Raw genomic sequence first — 16,319 nt, 5'->3', positions numbered from 1 at the left:
GTGCCTGAGCTAGCTGTTGGGCGAGGCTGCCGTATAGGACCAGAGCGCCTGCGGGCGCAATAGATGCCCATTGCCAACACGACGAGTATAACCGACGCGGTCGAAGAATTCCAAGACCTGGATCGCCCGCTTGCGGCCCAGGCCGCTGGCGTCGCGGAAGGTGGCCGCGCCCACGGCGCCGGAACCGGGCGCCAGATTCTCGTCCAGTTCCGCTTTTTCGGTCAGGGTGCGCACCAGTTGCGCCAGCTCGGCCAGCGCCGCCTGGTGATAGAACAGGTCGTGCACCACCTGGCTGATCTGGCCTGCCTTGGCAAGTTTGCGCAGCAGCCTGCGCGTCTCATCCTCGGCCAGGCCGAAGCCCCGCGCCAAGTCGCGCGTCCACGGCGGATCGGCTCGCCCCTGCTCCAGCGCGGCCAGCAAGGGCTCGGCCACCGATTGCTCCTGCGGCGTCAGTTCCACGCTGTGCGTCGGCAAGTGCAGGCTGGCGCCGCGCGCGAGGAGCTCGCCACGCGCCAGCAAGCCTTCGACCAGGTGGCTCCACAAGGCGTCTTCCATCTCCGCGTCGACGATGCGTTTCAGGCGCCACAGTTCCGGCCCCGCCTCGTCGGGGGCGCGCGCGTGGAAGATTGCCAGAGCTTCCAGCACCCGCTCCTGCAGCGCCAGCAAGGCCGGTGGCGCCACCAGCAGGGCGTCGCCGCCGCGCAGGGCGATGCGCCGCGTGTCGGGCGGCAGCGCGATGGCCGCCGCCGGCAGCAGGGACAGGCGCACCAGCAGCGACTCGCGCAGCCCCAGCGGGCTTTGCGCCAGCAGGTCCGCATAGTCGCCGTGCGCGATGAACGCGGCCAGCGCATCGAGCCATGCCAGCCTGGCCGGGCTGCGCCGCTTGCGCGCAGGGCCGAAGGGATCGAGCACCATGCCGCCGCCCACGGTCTGCGTCGCTTGCGCGTTGCGCACGACGAAGCGGTCGCCCGGCACGCCGTGCATGGGGGCGTCGAACACCAGTTGCGCTCTTCCAGTCTGCCCCGGCGACAGGGTCTCGCCATCGAGCATGACGGCGCGCGCCAGCTGGTGCGCCGCGCCCAGGTGCACGTGCAGCGGCGACCAGGCTTTCAGCTGCACGCCCGCGTCGGGCAAGAGCGTCAGTTCCACGTCGAGGCGCTCGGAACACTGCGCCAGCTCGGGCGCGACGATCCAGTTGCCCCGCTCGATACGCTCGCGGTCGATGCCGGCCAGGTTCAGCGCCAGGCGCTGGCCCGCCATGCCCGTTTCGGCCGCGCGGTTCTGCGCATGGATGCTGCGCACACGCGCCTGCGCGCCGCCGGGCGCCAGTTGCAGCATGTCGGCCACCTGCGCGCGGCCCGCCAGCGCCGTGCCGGTAACGATGGTGCCCTGCCCCGACAAGGTGAACACGCGGTCCACGCCCAGGCGGAACAAACGCCGCTCGTCGCGCTGCGGCAGACTGCGCGCCACTTGCGTCAGGTGCGCCAGCAAGGCGGCCACGCCGGCATCGTTGTCAAGATTGGCGGCGGTGGGAAAAATCGGGCTGCCCGCCAGCGGCGCGCCGGCCAGCAGCGCTTCGATGTCCGCCTCCACCTGCGCCACGCGGGCGCTGTCGGCGCGGTCGATCTTGGTCAGCGCCACGGCGCCGCGCGTCACGCCGAGCAGCTGCAAGATGGCCAGGTGTTCGTGCGTCTGCAGCATGATACCGTCGTCGGCGGCCACCACGAGCAAGGCGAAGTCGATGCCCGTCACGCCCGAAGCCATGGTGCGGATGAATTTTTCGTGGCCAGGCACGTCGATCACGCCCAGCACCGTGCCATCCGCCAGCGGCAGGTAGGCGTAGCCGAGTTCTATCGAAATGCCGCGCGCCTGCTCTTCCTTCAGGCGGTCCGTGTGCACGCCCGTCAATGCGCGCGTGAGGGTCGTCTTGCCATGGTCGATATGGCCTGCGGTGCCGACGATCATGCGGACAACTCGCCGAGCTGCGCGATGAAGGCCGTCTGGTGCGCCGCTTCCAGGCAGCGCAAATCGAGCCACAAGGTGTCTTGCCCGATGCGCCCGATCACGGGGCACGGCAAGGCGCGCAAACGCTGTTCCAGCACACCCAGGGGATTGCTCAGGCGCGAGCCGGGCGCGCTGCGAATGGCCAGGCCAAAGCTGGGCAGCTGGTCGACGGGCAAGGCGCCGCTGCCGATCTGGCTTTTCATGGCTTCCGCCGTCACCACGTACTGCAAACCCAGCGCGCCTTGCAGCAGCGGCAGCAGGGTTTCCGCCTGCGCGCGCATGGCGGCGGCGGGACGCGTCAACAGGCGCAAGGTGGTCAGCCGTTCGGCCAGCAAGTCCGGCGCGCGGTACAGCTGCAGCACGGGAGCCAATGCGGCCAGGGTCAGCTTGCCGACCCGCAGTGCGCGTTTCAATGGGTTGCGCTTGATCTTCGCGATCAGATCGGCGCGCCCGACGATGACGCCGCATTGCGGGCCACCGAGCAATTTGTCGCCGCTGAAGGTTACCAGGTCGGCGCCCGCTTCGATGGTTTCGCGCACCGTCGTTTCATGCGGCAGACCGTACTGCGCCAGGTCGACCAGGGTGCCGCTGCCCAGATCCACGGCCGTCGGCACGCCGTGTTTTACGGCCAGCGGCACCAGTTCGTCGAGCTCCACGCTTTTCGTGAAACCGGTGATCGCGTAATTGCTGCAATGGACCTTCATCAGCAAGGCAGTGTTCTCGTTCACGCCATTTGCGTAGTCGGCCAGGTGCGTGCGATTCGTGCTGCCCACTTCACGCAGCACGGCGCCCGCGCGCGTCATGACGTCGGGGATGCGGAAGGCGCCGCCGATTTCCACCAGTTCGCCGCGCGAGACGACGACCTCCTTGTTCTGCGCCAGGGTGTTCAGCATCAGCAGCACGGCGGCCGCATTGTTGTTGACGATGGTGGCCGCTTCGGCCCCCGTCAGTTCGCGCAGCAGTTCCTCGACCAGGTCGTCGCGGTCGCCGCGCTTGCCCGTTTCCAGATCGAATTCCAGGTTCATCGGCCACTGCAGCGCTTCCACCACGGCCTGCACGGCCGCGTCGGGCAGCAGCGCGCGGCCCAGATTCGTGTGCAGCACGGTGCCCGTCAGGTTGAAGACGGCGCGCAGCTGCGTGCACGCTTGCGCTTGCAGCCGTTCGTCCATTTGCGCGACGATGGCGGCGATCGATGCGCCCTCCTCGCACACTGCGCCGGCCAGCATGGCCGTGCGCAGTTCGGCCAGCACGGCGCGCGCGCAGGCCAGGGTCTGCGCGCGGCCGTAATGCGCAATCAGGTCCAGGCAAGCCGCGTCGCCCAGGATGCGGTCGACCGACGGCAGGCGCACGGTTTGCCCCGTCGTCATGACGGCTGGCCTTCGCTGCTTTTGCCCAGCCACAGCAGCGGATTGCCGCTGGCGCGCTGGTAGCCCGCTTCGCCCACCAGCAGGTCGAGCATCAGGCTGGCCAGGTCGTCGGCCAGCGGTTCGACGTTGTAATCGTGTTCCTGATTGAAGACTTTTCGATACGTATGGCAGTCGTCGCAGGTTTCCGCGCGCGCCACCTTCTTCGGATCATTCGCCTTGTTCGGCAATTTGTCGTCCTTCGCCGTCACGGGGTCGAACGGCTTGGCATCGGCCGCGTCCAGGCCCTGGTAGGCGATCTTGCCATTCTGTTCGCAGGTCGAGCACTTGACGCGCACCATATGCCATTCGCTTTCGCAAATGCCGCAATGCAGGTAGCGGTAACCCTGCGACTGGCCGCCGATGCGGATCACGCTGGCGACGGGGTGCGAACCGCAGACGGGACACAAGGTGCCCGTTTCCAGGTCCGGCACGCGCGCGGCGCGCAATTCGCTGGCCGATACCGACCACAGGATTTGCAGGGCGGCCGCGACGAACGGCGCATGCATGGGATTGAGGTTGTCGCCGTTTTCATCGAGCACGGCATCGGCGCAGGCGTCCAGCGCTGGCGCATCGAGTGCGCGCAGCTGGGCCAGCACCTGGGTCAGGCCGCCGGACAGTGACGGCTGGCTTGCAGCCGTGGCGGCCAGTTCATCGAGCAGGCTGGCGAAAATGTCGCGCCAAACGGGCGGACGGGCGCCGCTGACGGGCAGCACCGGCATGCGGTGCTGGATGGCGCGGCGCAGCGCGTCCGGGTCGGCGGCAGGCACGGCGCCGGGCGCCAGTTTTCCCACCACAGCGGCCTGCGCATCGGCCAGCGCGGCCATCAGCACCAGGTAGCCCTGCATGCCCGCGTCGACGGGGATGCCCTTGATGTTACCTTGCGCCAGTTCGCGCAGGCGCAAGGCGCGCGCCTTGAACAGACTGTCAGGCTGCGGCAGCAGCAGGCGCGGAATCGCGTTGTGGTCCAGGCCTTCGATTTCGCCTGGCTGGAGTATGCGTTGTACCAATGGAGTTTTCCCATCAAAAAAGGCAAGGCAGAGCCAGCGGATTTGGCTGTGCTGTAAAAGTATTTTAATCGATAAAAAGAAAGGGGCCAGTCCTGGGGGACTGGCCCTGGCATACGAAAACGCCGGCGGCGGAGCATGTCGGCTTACGCGAAGCTAAGCCGACCTACCCTGCTGCCTACTTTCTCGTATTACGCACCACCGATTCAAACCACTTCGGATGGTGCTTGCGCGCCCAGCCATAGGTGACGGTGCCGCGCACCATGGCGCCGATCGAGCCCTTGACCCAGAGGGCCGCATAGATGTGCACGATGATCGAGCAGATGATGCCGAACGCGCACACGGCGTGCAGCAAGGCGGCCGCGCGGATGACGGGGATCGGAAAATAGAACGCGAAATACGCGCGCCAGATCACGATGCCCGACAGCAGCAAGCCCACCATGCAAGCGAGCAGCACGAAGAACAGGATCTTCTGGCCGGCATTGTATTTGCCGATCTTCGGAAGCTTTTCTTCGCGGTTGTTGAGCACGTCATCCATCTGTTTCAGCCACTGCTTGTCGCCGTCCTCGAACTTGTTGTGGTGCCAGAAGCGCACCACTAAAATCGCGAACGAGACGAACATCACCAGGCCGGCAAACGGATGCAAAATGCGCGTCCATTGCCCGCCGCCGAACAGGTTCGCCAGCCACGCCATCGACGGATGGAACATGGCCAGGCCGGACAGCGCCAGCATGACGAAGGTGATGGCCGTGACCCAGTGATTCGTGCGCTCGTTGGGGTTGTAGCGTTCGATCAAGGGATTGCCATCCTTGTCGCGCAGCTTTCCATCATGCAGATCACTGTGGCTCATGGTCTTCCTCCCGTATGCGCTTGGCCTCTTCCAGCGCTTCGTGCTCCTCTTCCCTGCTCACTTCGTTCGGACCGACACGCGTGTAATGGAAGAAGCCAGCCAGGGCCGTGGCGGCCATGCCGGCCACCGCCAGCGGCTTGGACCAGCCCTTCCAGAAGCCCACCATCGGGCTGATGCGCGGGCGTTCCGGCAAGTTCGAATACAGCTTCGGCTTGTCGGCATGGTGCAGCACGTACATCACGTGCGTGCCGCCCACGCCCAGCGGATCGTACAGGCCCGCGTTCTCGAAACCGCGCGACTTCAGGTCGACGATACGCTCTTCCGCATGCACCTTCATGTCTTCCTTGGTGCCGAACACGATGGCGCCCGTCGGGCAGGTTTTCACGCAGGCCGGTTCCTGGCCCACAGCGACGCGGTCCGAGCACAAGGTGCACTTGTAGGCGCGGTCGTCCTTTTTCGAAATGCGGGGCACGTCGAAAGGACAGCCGGCCACGCAGTAGCCGCAGCCGATGCAGTTTTCCTGATGGAAGTCCACGATGCCGTTCGTGTACTGCACGATGGCGCCCGGCGCCGGACAGGCCTTCAGACAGCCCGGGTCCTCGCAGTGCATGCAGCCATCCTTGCGGATCAGCCACTCGAGGTTGCCGTCGTTGTTTTCGTGTTCGGCAAAACGCATCACCGTCCACGATTGCGGCGTCAGGTCCGTCGGATTGTCATAGGTGCCATGGTTTTCGCCGACTTCGTCACGCAAGTCGTTCCATTCCATGCACGCCGTCTGGCAAGCCTTGCAGCCGATGCATTTCGACACATCGATCAGCTTGGCCACGGTGCCCGTCACCGGGCTGCGTGCTTGCGACGGGGTCACCGTGGTAGCCGACAGGCGCCGGATATCTAAGGATTGCAGTGCCATTATTGAGCTCCCATCATGCTTTTTCCACCTTCACGAGGAAGGACTTGAATTCCGGCGTTTGCGAATTCGCATCCCCCACGCCCGGCGTCAGGGTATTGATCAGATACCCCGGCTTGGCCACGCCCGTAAAGCCCCAGTGCAGCGGCAGGCCCACGGTATGCACCGGCTTGCCCTCGATCATCAAAGCCTTGATGCGCTTGGTGACGACGGCCTTGGCGATGATGTGGCCCCGCTTGGAACTGACGCGCACTTCTCCGCCGGCAACGACGCCGATGCTCTTGGCCAGCTCTTCGCCGATTTCAACGAATTGCTGCGGCTGGATGATGGCATTCAGGCGCGCATGCTTGGTCCAGTAATGGAAATGCTCGGTCAGGCGGTAGCTGGTGGCCACATGCGGATATTCCTCATGCGTGCCGAACATTTTCCGGTCATCGGCGAACACGCGCGCGGCCGGATTGCTGGTCGCTTGCGGGTTTTTCGGATGCATGGGGTTGTAGCCCAGCGGATTTTCAAACGGCTCGTAATGCTCGGGGAACGGACCTTCGGCCATGGCGCCACGCGCAAAGAAGCGCGCCACGCCCTCGCCCAGCATGATGAACGGCCCCATGCCATTTTCCGGCGGTTCGTCGACCTTGAAGTCGGGAATATCGGCCCCGCTCCAGTTCGTCCCATTCCACTCGATGAGTTTACGGGTCGGGTCGAAAGGCTTGCCCTTCAAGTCGCACGAAGCGCGGTTGTACAGCACACGGCGGTTCGCCGGCCATGCCCAGGCCCAGCCCAACGTCTGGCCGATGCCGGTCGGGTCGCTATTGTCGCGCCGTCCCATCTGGTTGCCCGCCTGCGTCCAGCTGCCGGCGAAAATCCAGCAACCGCTGGTGGTCGTGCCATCGTCGCGCAATTGCGCAAACGAGGCCAGCTGCTCGCCCTTCTTCACCAGCAGCTTGGTCGGATCTTTCGGATCGTACAAGTCGGCCAGCGCCTTGCCGTTGAATTCACGGGCGATTTCTTCCGGCTGCGGGTTATGCGGCTGCGCATAATTCCACGTCAGGTTGAGAATCGGATCGGGGAACTTGCCGCCCTCTTTCTGGTACATGCTGCGCATGCGCAGGAACAGGCCCGACATGATCTCGAGGTCGCTGCGCGCCTGGCCCGGCGGTTCGGCCGCCTGCCAGTGCCACTGCAGCACGCGCGAGGAGCTCACCAGCGAACCGCGTTCCTCGGCGAAGCAGCTGGTCGGCAGGCGGAACACTTCCGTCATGATCTTGGTGGGATCGACTTCGTGGTACTGCCCGTGCGCCTTCCAGAATTCGCCCGTTTCCACGGCCAGCGGATCCATGATGACGAGGAACTTCAGCTTAGCCAGCGCTTCCGTGACCTTCTGCTTGTTCGGCGCGGACGCCAGCACGTTGAAGCCCTGGCAGATATAGCCCGTCATCTTGCCTTGGTGCATGTTCTCGATCGCTTGCATCAAGTCATACGGCTTGTCGAGCTTCGGCAGGTAGTCGAAGGCGTAGTTATTTTCCGCGGTGGCAAAGTCGCCCCACCACGTCTTCATGAAGCTGACGTGGAATTTGCGGTAATTGCTCCAGTAGCTGAGCTGGTTCGGCCGCAGCGGCTTGGTGGCGCGCGCGGCGATATAGCCGTCGAAATCCTGCTCGGCCTCGTTCGGCAAGGTCATATAACCCGGCAACAGATTCGACATCAGGCCCAGATCGGTCAAGCCCTGGATGTTCGAGTGGCCGCGCAAGGCGTTCATGCCGCCGCCGGCGATGCCCATATTGCCCAGCAACAGCTGCACCATGGCGCCCGTGCGGATGGTTTGCGCACCCGTCGAGTGGTGCGTCCAGCCCAGCGCGTACAGGATGGTACCGGCGCGTCCCGGCACGGCGGTCGAAGCCAGGGCTTCCGCCACCTTGTGGAACTTGTCGGCCGACACGCCGCACGTACGTTCGACCATCTCGGTCGTGTAGCGCGAGTAGTGCTTCTTCATCATCTGGTAGACGCAGCGCGGGTGTTCCAGGGTCGGGTCGACCTTGGCATAGCCATCGTCGCCGATCTCGTAATCCCAGGTGGCCTTGTCGGTGTACTTGCCTTTTTCCTTGTCGAAACCCGAGAACAGGCCGTCCTCGAACGCATAATCTTCGCGCACGATGAAGGGCATGTCCGTGTAGTTGCGCACGTACTCATGCTGGATCTTGTCGTTCGTCAGCAGATAATTGATGATCGCGCCGAGGAAGACGATGTCCGTGCCGGTACGCGTGGCGCAGTAGTAATCTGCCACGGATGCGGTACGGGTAAAACGCGGATCGACAACGATCAGCTTGGCCTTGTTATGCGCCTTCGCTTCCGTTACCCATTTGAATCCGCAAGGATGTGCTTCTGCTGCATTGCCGCCCATGACCAGGATCACGTCGGCATTCTTGATATCGACCCAATGATTCGTCATCGCGCCACGGCCAAACGTCGGGGCAAGACCTGCCACCGTCGGTCCGTGTCATACACGCGCCTGATTATCAAAGGTCAGCATCCCCATGCTGCGCACTGTCTTGTGAGTCAGATACCCGACCTCGTTGCTGCCGGCGGACGCGGCCAGCATGCCGGTGGAGAGCCAGCGGTTGACGGTCTTGCCGTCGGCATTCTTTTCGATCAGGTTGGCGTCGCGGTCATCCTTCATCAGGCGCGCGATCTTGTCGAGCGCCACATCCCAGGAGATCGGTTGCCATTCCGTGCCGCCCGGTGCGCGGTACTCGGGCACTTTCAGGCGGTTCGGGCTGTGGATGAAGTCGACCAGGCTGGCGCCTTTCGGGCACAGGGTGCCGCGGTTCACCGGGTGATCGGCATCGCCTTCCACGTGGATGATGCTGGAGACGGCATTTTTCGCGCCGTCGCCCAGCCCATACAGCAGGACGCCGCATCCTACCGAACAGTAGGGACAGGTATTGCGTGTCTCGGTCGTGCGAGACAGCTTGTATTGCCGCACTTCCGCCATCGCCTGGCCCGGTGCGAAACCGAGCAGGGCGAGGCTGGAACCAGCAATGGTCGCGCCAGTTACCCGAAGGAACTGGCGCCTGGACATCTGAACCATATTCAGGCCTCTATGATGTGAGTAAATAAAAGTCATACGGCGTCGTGGTCGTGTCATATCATCAAGATATAAGCACCATGCCTGTGCCGTATGACAGCATTTTACCCCCCAATCCCGATCAAGGCTCAGTTCGCCGGAGAAGGTTTCCTTTAGTCAACGTTAATTTGGCGATACCGAACGTTCCCTCTAAACCATGCCAGCCTGCCCCGCGCGCTTGCACATCGCTACCCACCCATGCAAAAAACCCGCTCGCAAGCGGGTTTTCGGGGGCAGAAAAAGTTACAGGCTGTAGCGCAAGGTCAGCGCCACATTGCGCGGCGCGCCTGGCAAGCTCAGGTTCGGGCTGGAACCGTGACCCGACACGATGTAGCGCGTATCGCCGATATTGTTGACGTTCAGCTGCACTTCATAGCGGCCCGTGCGGTACGCGGCCATGACGTCGGCCGTCACGTAGCCTGGCAGCACCACCGTGTTCCCCTGATTGGCGAAGCGGCTGCCGACGGCATTCGCGCCACCGCCCACCGTGAAGCCGTGGCCCAGGTCTTTCGTCAGCCACAGGTTGGCCGTGTTGCGCGCCGTCAGGGTGGCGCGCTTGCCCTTGATGGCGACGGCGCTGGCCGTCGTCGTGCCAGGCGCATTCACGCTGCGGTCGACGGCGATGGAGTCCGTGATGGTGGCGTCCAAGTAGGCGTAGCCGGCCATCATTTTCCAGCCATCGTGCAAGTCCGCGTTGAAGGTCAGTTCCAGGCCATCCGTGCGCTGCGTGCCGACCGGCACGATGCGGTTCGTGATCGGGTCGCTGGTCTTGATATTGTCGCGCTCCAGGCGGAACAACGACACGGTGGCGTTGGCGCGGCCGCCCCACAGGTCGTACTTGGCGCCCACTTCCGTATTGCGCGTGGTTTCCGGCGCCAGGTCGGCATTGTTGGCGGCCAGGGCGAAGTTTTCCCCGCTCGGCTGGAACGAGCGGCTCCACGACGCGTAGTACGATTGCACGGCGCTCGGTTGCCAGACGAGGCCGGCGCGGGGGCTGTAGGCCGAATCCGTGCGCGACAGGTCAGCCGTCGTCACGCCAAGCGCATTGGCCAGGCGCGACTGCTGCTTGTAGCGGTCGTAGCGCAGGCCGGCCAGCGCCTTCCACTCGTCGCTGATGCTGATGGCGTCCTGCACGTAGGCGGCCGCCGTGTCGTAGGTGCCGAAGGTATCGCCGCGCGCGCCCAGCTTGCTGCGGTTAACCTGCGGCAAAACGGGATTGAAGATCGACACATTCGTCGCCACCACGGTCGAGGCCCAGCTAGACGCATCCTTGTTTTGCTTACCGAACTCGGCGCCGTACAGCACTTCGTGGCGCAGGCTGCCCGTGACCAGCTTTTGCGTCAGTTCCGTCTGGTTGAACCAGCCGCTTTCGTCGCGGTTCAGCTTGGCGTGGCCCAGGCTCATCGTGCCCTTGACTTCGTTGACGTTGCCGGAAATATTCGTGTTGTTGCGGTCCAGGTGGTAATCGTAGTAGCGGAAGGCATTGCGCAGCGACAAGCTATCGCTGAACTTGTGTGTCAGGGTGGCGGCCGTGGACACTACGCGCGACTGGCTGAAGTCCGCATCGCGGGCATTCTCGGCGCCAAAATAGGTGCGCGCATCGACGGCGACAGGACGGCCCTGATAGGACGGGATGCCGAAGTCCGTCAGGCGGCGGTCTTCCAGGTAATCGCCCTGCAGCAGCAATTTGGTGGCGCCGGAGAGGCGGATGGCCACGGAGGGCGACAGCGCCGTGCGGTTGATGAATTGCTGGTCGCGATAGCTGTCCGACAATTCGCGCGCACCCGTGAAGCGCCAGTCCACCGTCTCGCCGACGCGGCCTACGTCGACTTCGCCGCGGCGTCCTTTTGTATTCGTCAGGCTCAGGGCCACGTCCGTGATATCGATACCTGGCTTCTTCGTGATGCGGTTCACCAGCCCGCCCGAGGAACCGCGGCCGTACAGCACGGCGGCCGGCCCCTTGATCACTTCCAGGCGCTCCACGTTCGACAGGTCGCGGAAGTACAGCGCGTCATCGCGGAAGCCGTCGACGAACTGGTCGCCGATGGCCGTGAAGCCGCGGATGAACACCTGGTCGCGCTGGCCGTCGCCCGTGGACAAGCCCACGCCGGGGATGTTCTTCATGATGTCCTGGATCGACATGGCGTTCTGGTCGCGGATGACGGCGGCCGGCACCACGTTGATCGTCTGCGGCACGTCGCGCAGGGCCATTTCCGTCTTGGTGCCGCTGGCCGAGGTGGCGGCGACATAGCCATCCTTGTCCTTCGACGCCGTGACGGTAACGGCGGGCAAGCTTTCCTGCGCCCAGGCCGCCAATGGCGTGGCGCCCAAGGTCAAGGCGCCCAATACGGCGATGGTGATCGGTTTACATCCTGGCGTGCGACGTTGCTGCATACAATTCCCTGGTCGATGTTTTAATACGAATGATTATCATTAGTATTTTATCAGGCAAGCCTGCATAAAGTAAGCACTTCTGTAAGTGATAGTACCTATGGACTAGGTACTTGATGTAAAAACACAACAGGAAATCAATATCAAAAAATAATTAAAATTGCTTTGAAAAACTATTTCTCTGCGTCAATGCTATACTTGCGGCTTGCTGGGCAGCGGTCAGCCTGACCGACAAGCCCCTTGCTTCACCTCCAACGCCACGCTCAGCGCGGCGCGCCGCACAGCCATCCGCGGCACCCGAAGACCCCGATCCCCTGCGCCTTGCGGCGCCTGTCCGCCCCTGCTGGCGGCGGCGATCATGACTATTAAACTGTTAGGAATTACATGAAAAACCTGAACATCGGCAGCCGCCTTGGCGTCGGCTTTGCTGTCGTATTGCTGTTGCTTGCCGCCTTGACCATCACCGCCCTCGTGCGCATGCAAACGGCCAGCGACCTGACTTACCGCCTCATCAATACCAGCATCAAGAACCAGCGCATGGTGGCCGAATGGTCGAAGATCATTGAACTCAACAGCGTGCGCGGCGTCGCCTCGTTCGAGATCACCGATCCTGTCGTGCGCGCCAAGATCGAGGAAGACTTGAAAGTCGATGCGGAGCGTTCCAGCAAGCTGCAGGACGACATCGTCGCCTCCCTGCTCAACCCGGCCGTGATCGAGCAATTCAAGGTCGTGCGCAAGGTGCGCACCGACTACGTGACGACGCGCGCACGCGCCTTCAAGATGAAGGCCGACGGCGACATGGCGGGCGCCAAGGTCGTGTTCGACAAGGAAGTCGCACCGATCACCGTGGCTTACCTGGCCGAAGTCAAACGCTTTGCCGGCATGCAGATCAAGGCGGCCGACGGCGTCGGCAACAGCATCATCGAAGCCTACAGCGGCACCCGCATTTTCCTGATCACCATGGGCGTGCTGGCCGTGCTGATGGGCATCGGCTTCGCGTGGTGGATCACGCGCTCGATTACCGGCCCCATCCGCGCCGCCGTGAAAGTGGCGGAAACCGTGGCAGCGGGCGATCTGACCAGCACCATCATTGCGCAAGGCCGCGATGAAACGGGCCAGCTGATGCACGCCCTGAAAACCATGAACGACAGCCTCGTCGGCATCGTGGGCCAGGTGCGCAGCGGCACCGACACCATCGCCACGGCATCGGCCGAAATCGCCGCCGGCAACCAGGACTTGTCGTCGCGCACGGAGCAGCAAGCCAGTTCGCTGGAAGAAACGGCCTCGTCGATGGAAGAACTGACCTCGACAGTAAAACAGAACGCCGACAATGCGCGCCAGGCGAATAAACTGGCCGGCGACGCAGCCGGCATCGCCAGCCGCGGCGGCGCCGTGGTGGCCGAAGTGGTCGCCACCATGAGCGAGATCAATACCTCGTCGAAGAAGATCGTCGACATCATTTCCGTCATCGACGGCATCGCCTTCCAGACCAACATCCTGGCCTTGAACGCGGCCGTGGAAGCGGCGCGCGCCGGCGAACAGGGCCGCGGCTTTGCCGTCGTGGCCACCGAGGTGCGCAACCTGGCGCAGCGCTCGGCGGCGGCGGCAAAAGAGATCAAGGGCTTGATCGACGACTCCGTGCAAAAAGTCGACGTGGGCACGGACCTGGTCGACAAGGCCGGCAAGACAATGGAAGAAATCGTGCAAAGCATCGGCTTCGTCACGTCCATCATGAGCGAGATCAGCAACGCCAGCGAAGAGCAGAGCGCGGGCATCGAGCAAGTCAACCAGGCCATTTCCGAAATGGACCAGGTGACCCAGCAAAATGCGGCACTGGTGGAAGAAGCGTCGGCAGCAGCCGAAGCGATGCAGGAACAGGCGAGCGAACTGGCGCAGGTAGTCAGCGTCTTCCGCCTGGACGCCAACGCCGCGGCGACCGACCGTTTCAGCGTGAAAGCTACGCAGCGCAGCGTGCCGGCAGCGCCAGTCGCACCAGCCCGCAAGGCCTCGGCCCCTGCCCTGCGCCTGCCGGTGATGCGCACCAGCAGCAAGGCAACGGCGCCGGCCGAAGGCGAGTGGGAAGAGTTTTAAATTTTCTTCAGCAAGCCCTGCGGCATCAAGCCGCGCGGGCTTGCGCCTGGGCGATCAGTGCCGCCAGTTCGCGCGGCACGGATTGCCCCAGAAATTCCAGCGCCAGCGCCTCCGGATCGATGGCGGCGTCCGCCGGCAAGCCATGCTCGAAGCCGCCCACCATGGTGCGGCAAAAATGCGGCGATTCCGCCCGCGTTTCCACATACCAGCAGCCCGCATGACCCTGCACGAAGTATTCGCCGATAAAGTAGCCGAGCATGGTTTTCACCCATTGCCAGCTTTCGTCGCGGATGACGATGGTGCGCATGGCCGCATCGATGTACGGCAGGTATTCGGCCGCATTCGTCAACACTTCGTGCGCGGGCTGGATGCCCAGGCGCTCGACAAAGTTCACCAGCGACGCGCCCAGCGCGTCATAGTAGGCATCAAAAGCCGTTTGGCTTTGCTGCAATAATTGCTCTTGTTCGTACGACAGCATTCACACTCCACAGACATTCAACAATCGCCTATTTTACGCCACGCTCACATCCACGCCCGCGCGCTGCAGCAAGACCTGGTTGCGGGGAGACAGATGCGTCACCTGCAGGTGCTTGCCCGCCTTTTCATAACGCTCATACAAGGCTTCGATGGCGGCGATGGCCGAGTGATCGGCCATGTGCAGGTGCCGGCAGTCGAGGATGACGCGGGCCGGGTCGGTCGCCGCCTGGAACAGTTCCAGGAAATGCGTGGTCGAGGCGAAAAACAGGGTACCGTGCGGCAGGTAGACGCGCACGCCTTGTGCACCATCATCGATGTCGGCACGCATGTCGCGCGCATGTTGCCAGGCGAAATTCAAGGCCGCAATCACGATGCCGCACAGCACGGCCAGCGCCAGGTCCGTCAACACCGTGATCACCGTCACGGCGACGATCACCAGCGCATCCTGCAGCGGCACCTTGCCCAGCACGCGCAGCGATCCCCAGGCAAACGTCTGCTGCGCCACGACGAACATCACGCCGACCAGGGCGGCCAGCGGGATGCGTTCGATCAGCGGCGACAGGAACAGGATGAACAATAAAATCATCACGCCGGCCGTCACTCCCGACAGGCGCGAGCGCCCGCCCGAACTCAGGTTGATCATGGTCTGCCCGATCATGGCGCAACCGCCCATGCCGCCAAACAGGCCCGAGACGACGTTCGATGCGCCGAGGGCGATGCATTCGCGGTTCGGCTGGCCCCGCGTTTCAGTCATCTCATCAGTGAGATTAAAAGTGAGCAAGGTTTCCAGCAAGCCCACCATGGCCATCAGTGCAGCATACGGAAAGATGATGTGCAAGGTCGCCATGTCCAGCGGCACGGTAGGCCAATGCAGGGCCGGCAAGCCGCCGGCGATATGCGCGAGGTCGCCCAGGGTGCGCGTGGGCAGCTGCAAGAAATGGCTGAGCACGCCCACGCCCAGGATGGCCACCAGCGCCGGCGGCACGGCTTTTGTCAGGCGCGGCAGCACGTAGACGATGGCCATGGTGAGCAGCACCAGCGCGCTCATCACGTACAAGGGCGCGCCTTGCAGCCAGGTTTCGCCTTGCGGCGTGGCCTGGCGGAAGTGTTCCAGCTGGGCCATGGCGATGACGATGGCCAGGCCATTCACAAAGCCCAGCATCACCGGGTAGGGCACCATGCGGATCAGCTTACCGAGGCGCAAGATGCCGAACAGCGCCATGATGATGCCGCTCAGCACCACGGTGGCCAGCAGATATTGCACGCCATGCTGGGCCACCAGCGCCACGATGACAACGGCCATGGAACCTGCCGCGCCCGAAATCATGCCGGGGCGCCCGCCAAAGATGGCCGTGAATGCGCAAATGATGAAGGCGCCATAAAGGCCCATCAGGGGATTCAGTTGCGCCACGAGGGCAAAGGCGATGCATTCAGGCACCAGCGCGAATGAGGTGGTCAGCCCCGCCAGAACGTTTTTTTGTATGTTCGAGAACCACTCATCCCGAAAAGTTGCGTTGATCATTGATGCGTATCCAAAGTCGGAACAGAGAAAATGCCGTCCTGATGGACAATCATCAGGCGCAGCCATGCCAGCGAGCGTCACAGAAAAGCCGCGCTGCGGTTGAACGGAGCAGGAAAGTCGTCAGTGACTACATCGGTATGGCGGAAAGGGAAGTTTCATCAAGGCGCCAGGCGGCGCGGCTGAGCTCGTTGGCATTATACAAGATGCGCAGACGACAAAAACATGGGCAAAAAAATAGCCCACTCGAAAGTGGGCTATTTTTTTTCATCTGGAGGCGAGGACGGGAATCGAACCCGTCTAAACGGCTTTGCAGGCCGCTGCATAACCTCTTTGCTACCTCGCCAGAGGAACTGCTTTGATGCGCCTTGCGGCCCACCTTGAAAACTGGAGCGGGAGAAGAGTCTCGAACTCTCGACCTCAACCTTGGCAAGGTTGCGCTCTACCAACTGAGCTACTCCCGCATTGGAGCTTGGTTACCGCCTAATCGCGCCGCGTACCGCGGCGGATAAAAAAAGGAAGCCAGCTTAGCTTCCCTTTAGAATT

10 protein-coding genes and 2 tRNA genes are annotated in these 16,319 nt (G+C 63.2%); 1 reads left to right on the top strand and 11 read right to left on the bottom strand.

All coding sequences use genetic code 11. The features are described 5' to 3' along the window. Positions 1-9: 9 nt before the first annotated feature. The 7 genes from selB to VM94_RS13780 all read right to left on the bottom strand — a co-directional run bounded on the left by selB (position 10) and on the right by VM94_RS13780 (position 11,689). Positions 10-1,965 carry a selenocysteine-specific translation elongation factor gene (gene selB / locus VM94_RS13815; protein WP_046683986.1) on the bottom strand — a complete coding sequence of 652 codons (1,956 nt, stop codon included), beginning with the start codon at positions 1,963-1,965 and terminating at the stop codon, positions 10-12. Beyond that, a complete protein-coding gene (selA, locus tag VM94_RS13810) occupies positions 1,962-3,371 on the bottom strand; it encodes an L-seryl-tRNA(Sec) selenium transferase (RefSeq protein WP_046683985.1) in 1,410 nt (469 codons plus the stop codon). The genes selB and selA overlap by 4 nt, the downstream gene beginning before the upstream one ends. Further along, complete coding sequence (gene fdhE / locus VM94_RS13805; protein ID WP_046683984.1) at positions 3,368-4,417, bottom strand: formate dehydrogenase accessory protein FdhE; 1,050 nt, start codon at positions 4,415-4,417, stop codon at positions 3,368-3,370. Before fdhE ends, selA begins: the two co-directional genes overlap by 4 nt. 175 nt (positions 4,418-4,592) lie before the next feature. Then, positions 4,593-5,264 carry a formate dehydrogenase subunit gamma gene (locus VM94_RS13800; RefSeq protein ID WP_046683983.1) on the bottom strand — a complete coding sequence of 224 codons (672 nt, stop codon included), beginning with the start codon at positions 5,262-5,264 and terminating at the stop codon, positions 4,593-4,595. Next, a complete protein-coding gene (gene fdxH / locus VM94_RS13795; RefSeq protein WP_046683982.1) occupies positions 5,251-6,174 on the bottom strand; it encodes a formate dehydrogenase subunit beta in 924 nt (307 codons plus the stop codon). The genes VM94_RS13800 and fdxH overlap by 14 nt, the downstream gene beginning before the upstream one ends. Before the next feature lie 13 nt (positions 6,175-6,187). Beyond that, the gene (gene fdnG, locus VM94_RS13790) at positions 6,188-9,259 is read right to left on the bottom strand and encodes a formate dehydrogenase-N subunit alpha (RefSeq protein WP_138829150.1); all 3,072 of its coding nucleotides are present in this window, start codon (positions 9,257-9,259) and stop codon (positions 6,188-6,190) included. Positions 9,260-9,538: 279 nt separating this feature from the next. After that, positions 9,539-11,689 (bottom strand): TonB-dependent receptor, encoded by a 2,151-nt coding sequence (locus VM94_RS13780; protein ID WP_052755759.1) that lies wholly within the window; start codon positions 11,687-11,689, stop codon positions 9,539-9,541. A 381-nt stretch (positions 11,690-12,070) separates the two neighbouring features. Between VM94_RS13780 and VM94_RS13775 the strand changes: the two genes are divergently transcribed. Further along, on the top strand, positions 12,071-13,777 hold the full coding sequence (locus tag VM94_RS13775; protein WP_046683979.1) for a methyl-accepting chemotaxis protein: 1,707 nt from the start codon (positions 12,071-12,073) through the stop codon (positions 13,775-13,777). A gap of 25 nt (positions 13,778-13,802) precedes the next feature. Here the strand turns inward: VM94_RS13775 and VM94_RS27290 are convergent, their stop codons facing one another. The 4 genes from VM94_RS27290 to VM94_RS13755 all read right to left on the bottom strand — a co-directional run bounded on the left by VM94_RS27290 (position 13,803) and on the right by VM94_RS13755 (position 16,237). Then, positions 13,803-14,255, bottom strand: coding sequence for a hypothetical protein (locus VM94_RS27290; RefSeq protein ID WP_051991793.1), 453 nt, complete (start codon positions 14,253-14,255; stop codon positions 13,803-13,805). A gap of 33 nt (positions 14,256-14,288) precedes the next feature. Next, positions 14,289-15,776 (bottom strand): SulP family inorganic anion transporter, encoded by a 1,488-nt coding sequence (locus VM94_RS13765; RefSeq protein WP_046683978.1) that lies wholly within the window; start codon positions 15,774-15,776, stop codon positions 14,289-14,291. 269 nt (positions 15,777-16,045) lie between these two features. Continuing rightward, positions 16,046-16,119 (bottom strand) — tRNA-Cys (locus VM94_RS13760). 42 nt (positions 16,120-16,161) lie between these two features. After that, positions 16,162-16,237: transfer RNA gene (locus VM94_RS13755), tRNA-Gly, on the bottom strand. Between the last annotated feature and the right edge of the window lie 82 nt (positions 16,238-16,319).

Source organism: Janthinobacterium sp. KBS0711, from assembly GCF_000988085.1.
Taxonomy (GTDB): domain Bacteria; phylum Pseudomonadota; class Gammaproteobacteria; order Burkholderiales; family Burkholderiaceae_D; genus Janthinobacterium; species Janthinobacterium lividum_E.
The sequence above is the reverse complement of the archived record's forward strand: the minus strand, read 5'-3'. Positions and strand labels throughout refer to the sequence as shown.

What these genes read in the sequence shown, in the direction of transcription:
- selA (WP_046683985.1), bottom strand. Translation starts at nt 3,371, where the DNA reads ATGACGACGGGGCAAACCGTGCGCCTGCCGTCGGTCGACCGCATCCTG.
- selB (WP_046683986.1), bottom strand. Translation starts at nt 1,965, where the DNA reads ATGATCGTCGGCACCGCAGGCCATATCGACCATGGCAAGACGACCCTC.
- VM94_RS27290 (WP_051991793.1), bottom strand. Translation starts at nt 14,255, where the DNA reads ATGCTGTCGTACGAACAAGAGCAATTATTGCAGCAAAGCCAAACGGCT.
- VM94_RS13800 (WP_046683983.1), bottom strand. Translation starts at nt 5,264, where the DNA reads ATGAGCCACAGTGATCTGCATGATGGAAAGCTGCGCGACAAGGATGGC.
- VM94_RS13775 (WP_046683979.1), top strand. Translation starts at nt 12,071, where the DNA reads ATGAAAAACCTGAACATCGGCAGCCGCCTTGGCGTCGGCTTTGCTGTC.
- VM94_RS13765 (WP_046683978.1), bottom strand. Translation starts at nt 15,776, where the DNA reads ATGATCAACGCAACTTTTCGGGATGAGTGGTTCTCGAACATACAAAAA.
- fdxH (WP_046683982.1), bottom strand. Translation starts at nt 6,174, where the DNA reads ATGGCACTGCAATCCTTAGATATCCGGCGCCTGTCGGCTACCACGGTG.
- VM94_RS13780 (WP_052755759.1), bottom strand. Translation starts at nt 11,689, where the DNA reads ATGCAGCAACGTCGCACGCCAGGATGTAAACCGATCACCATCGCCGTA.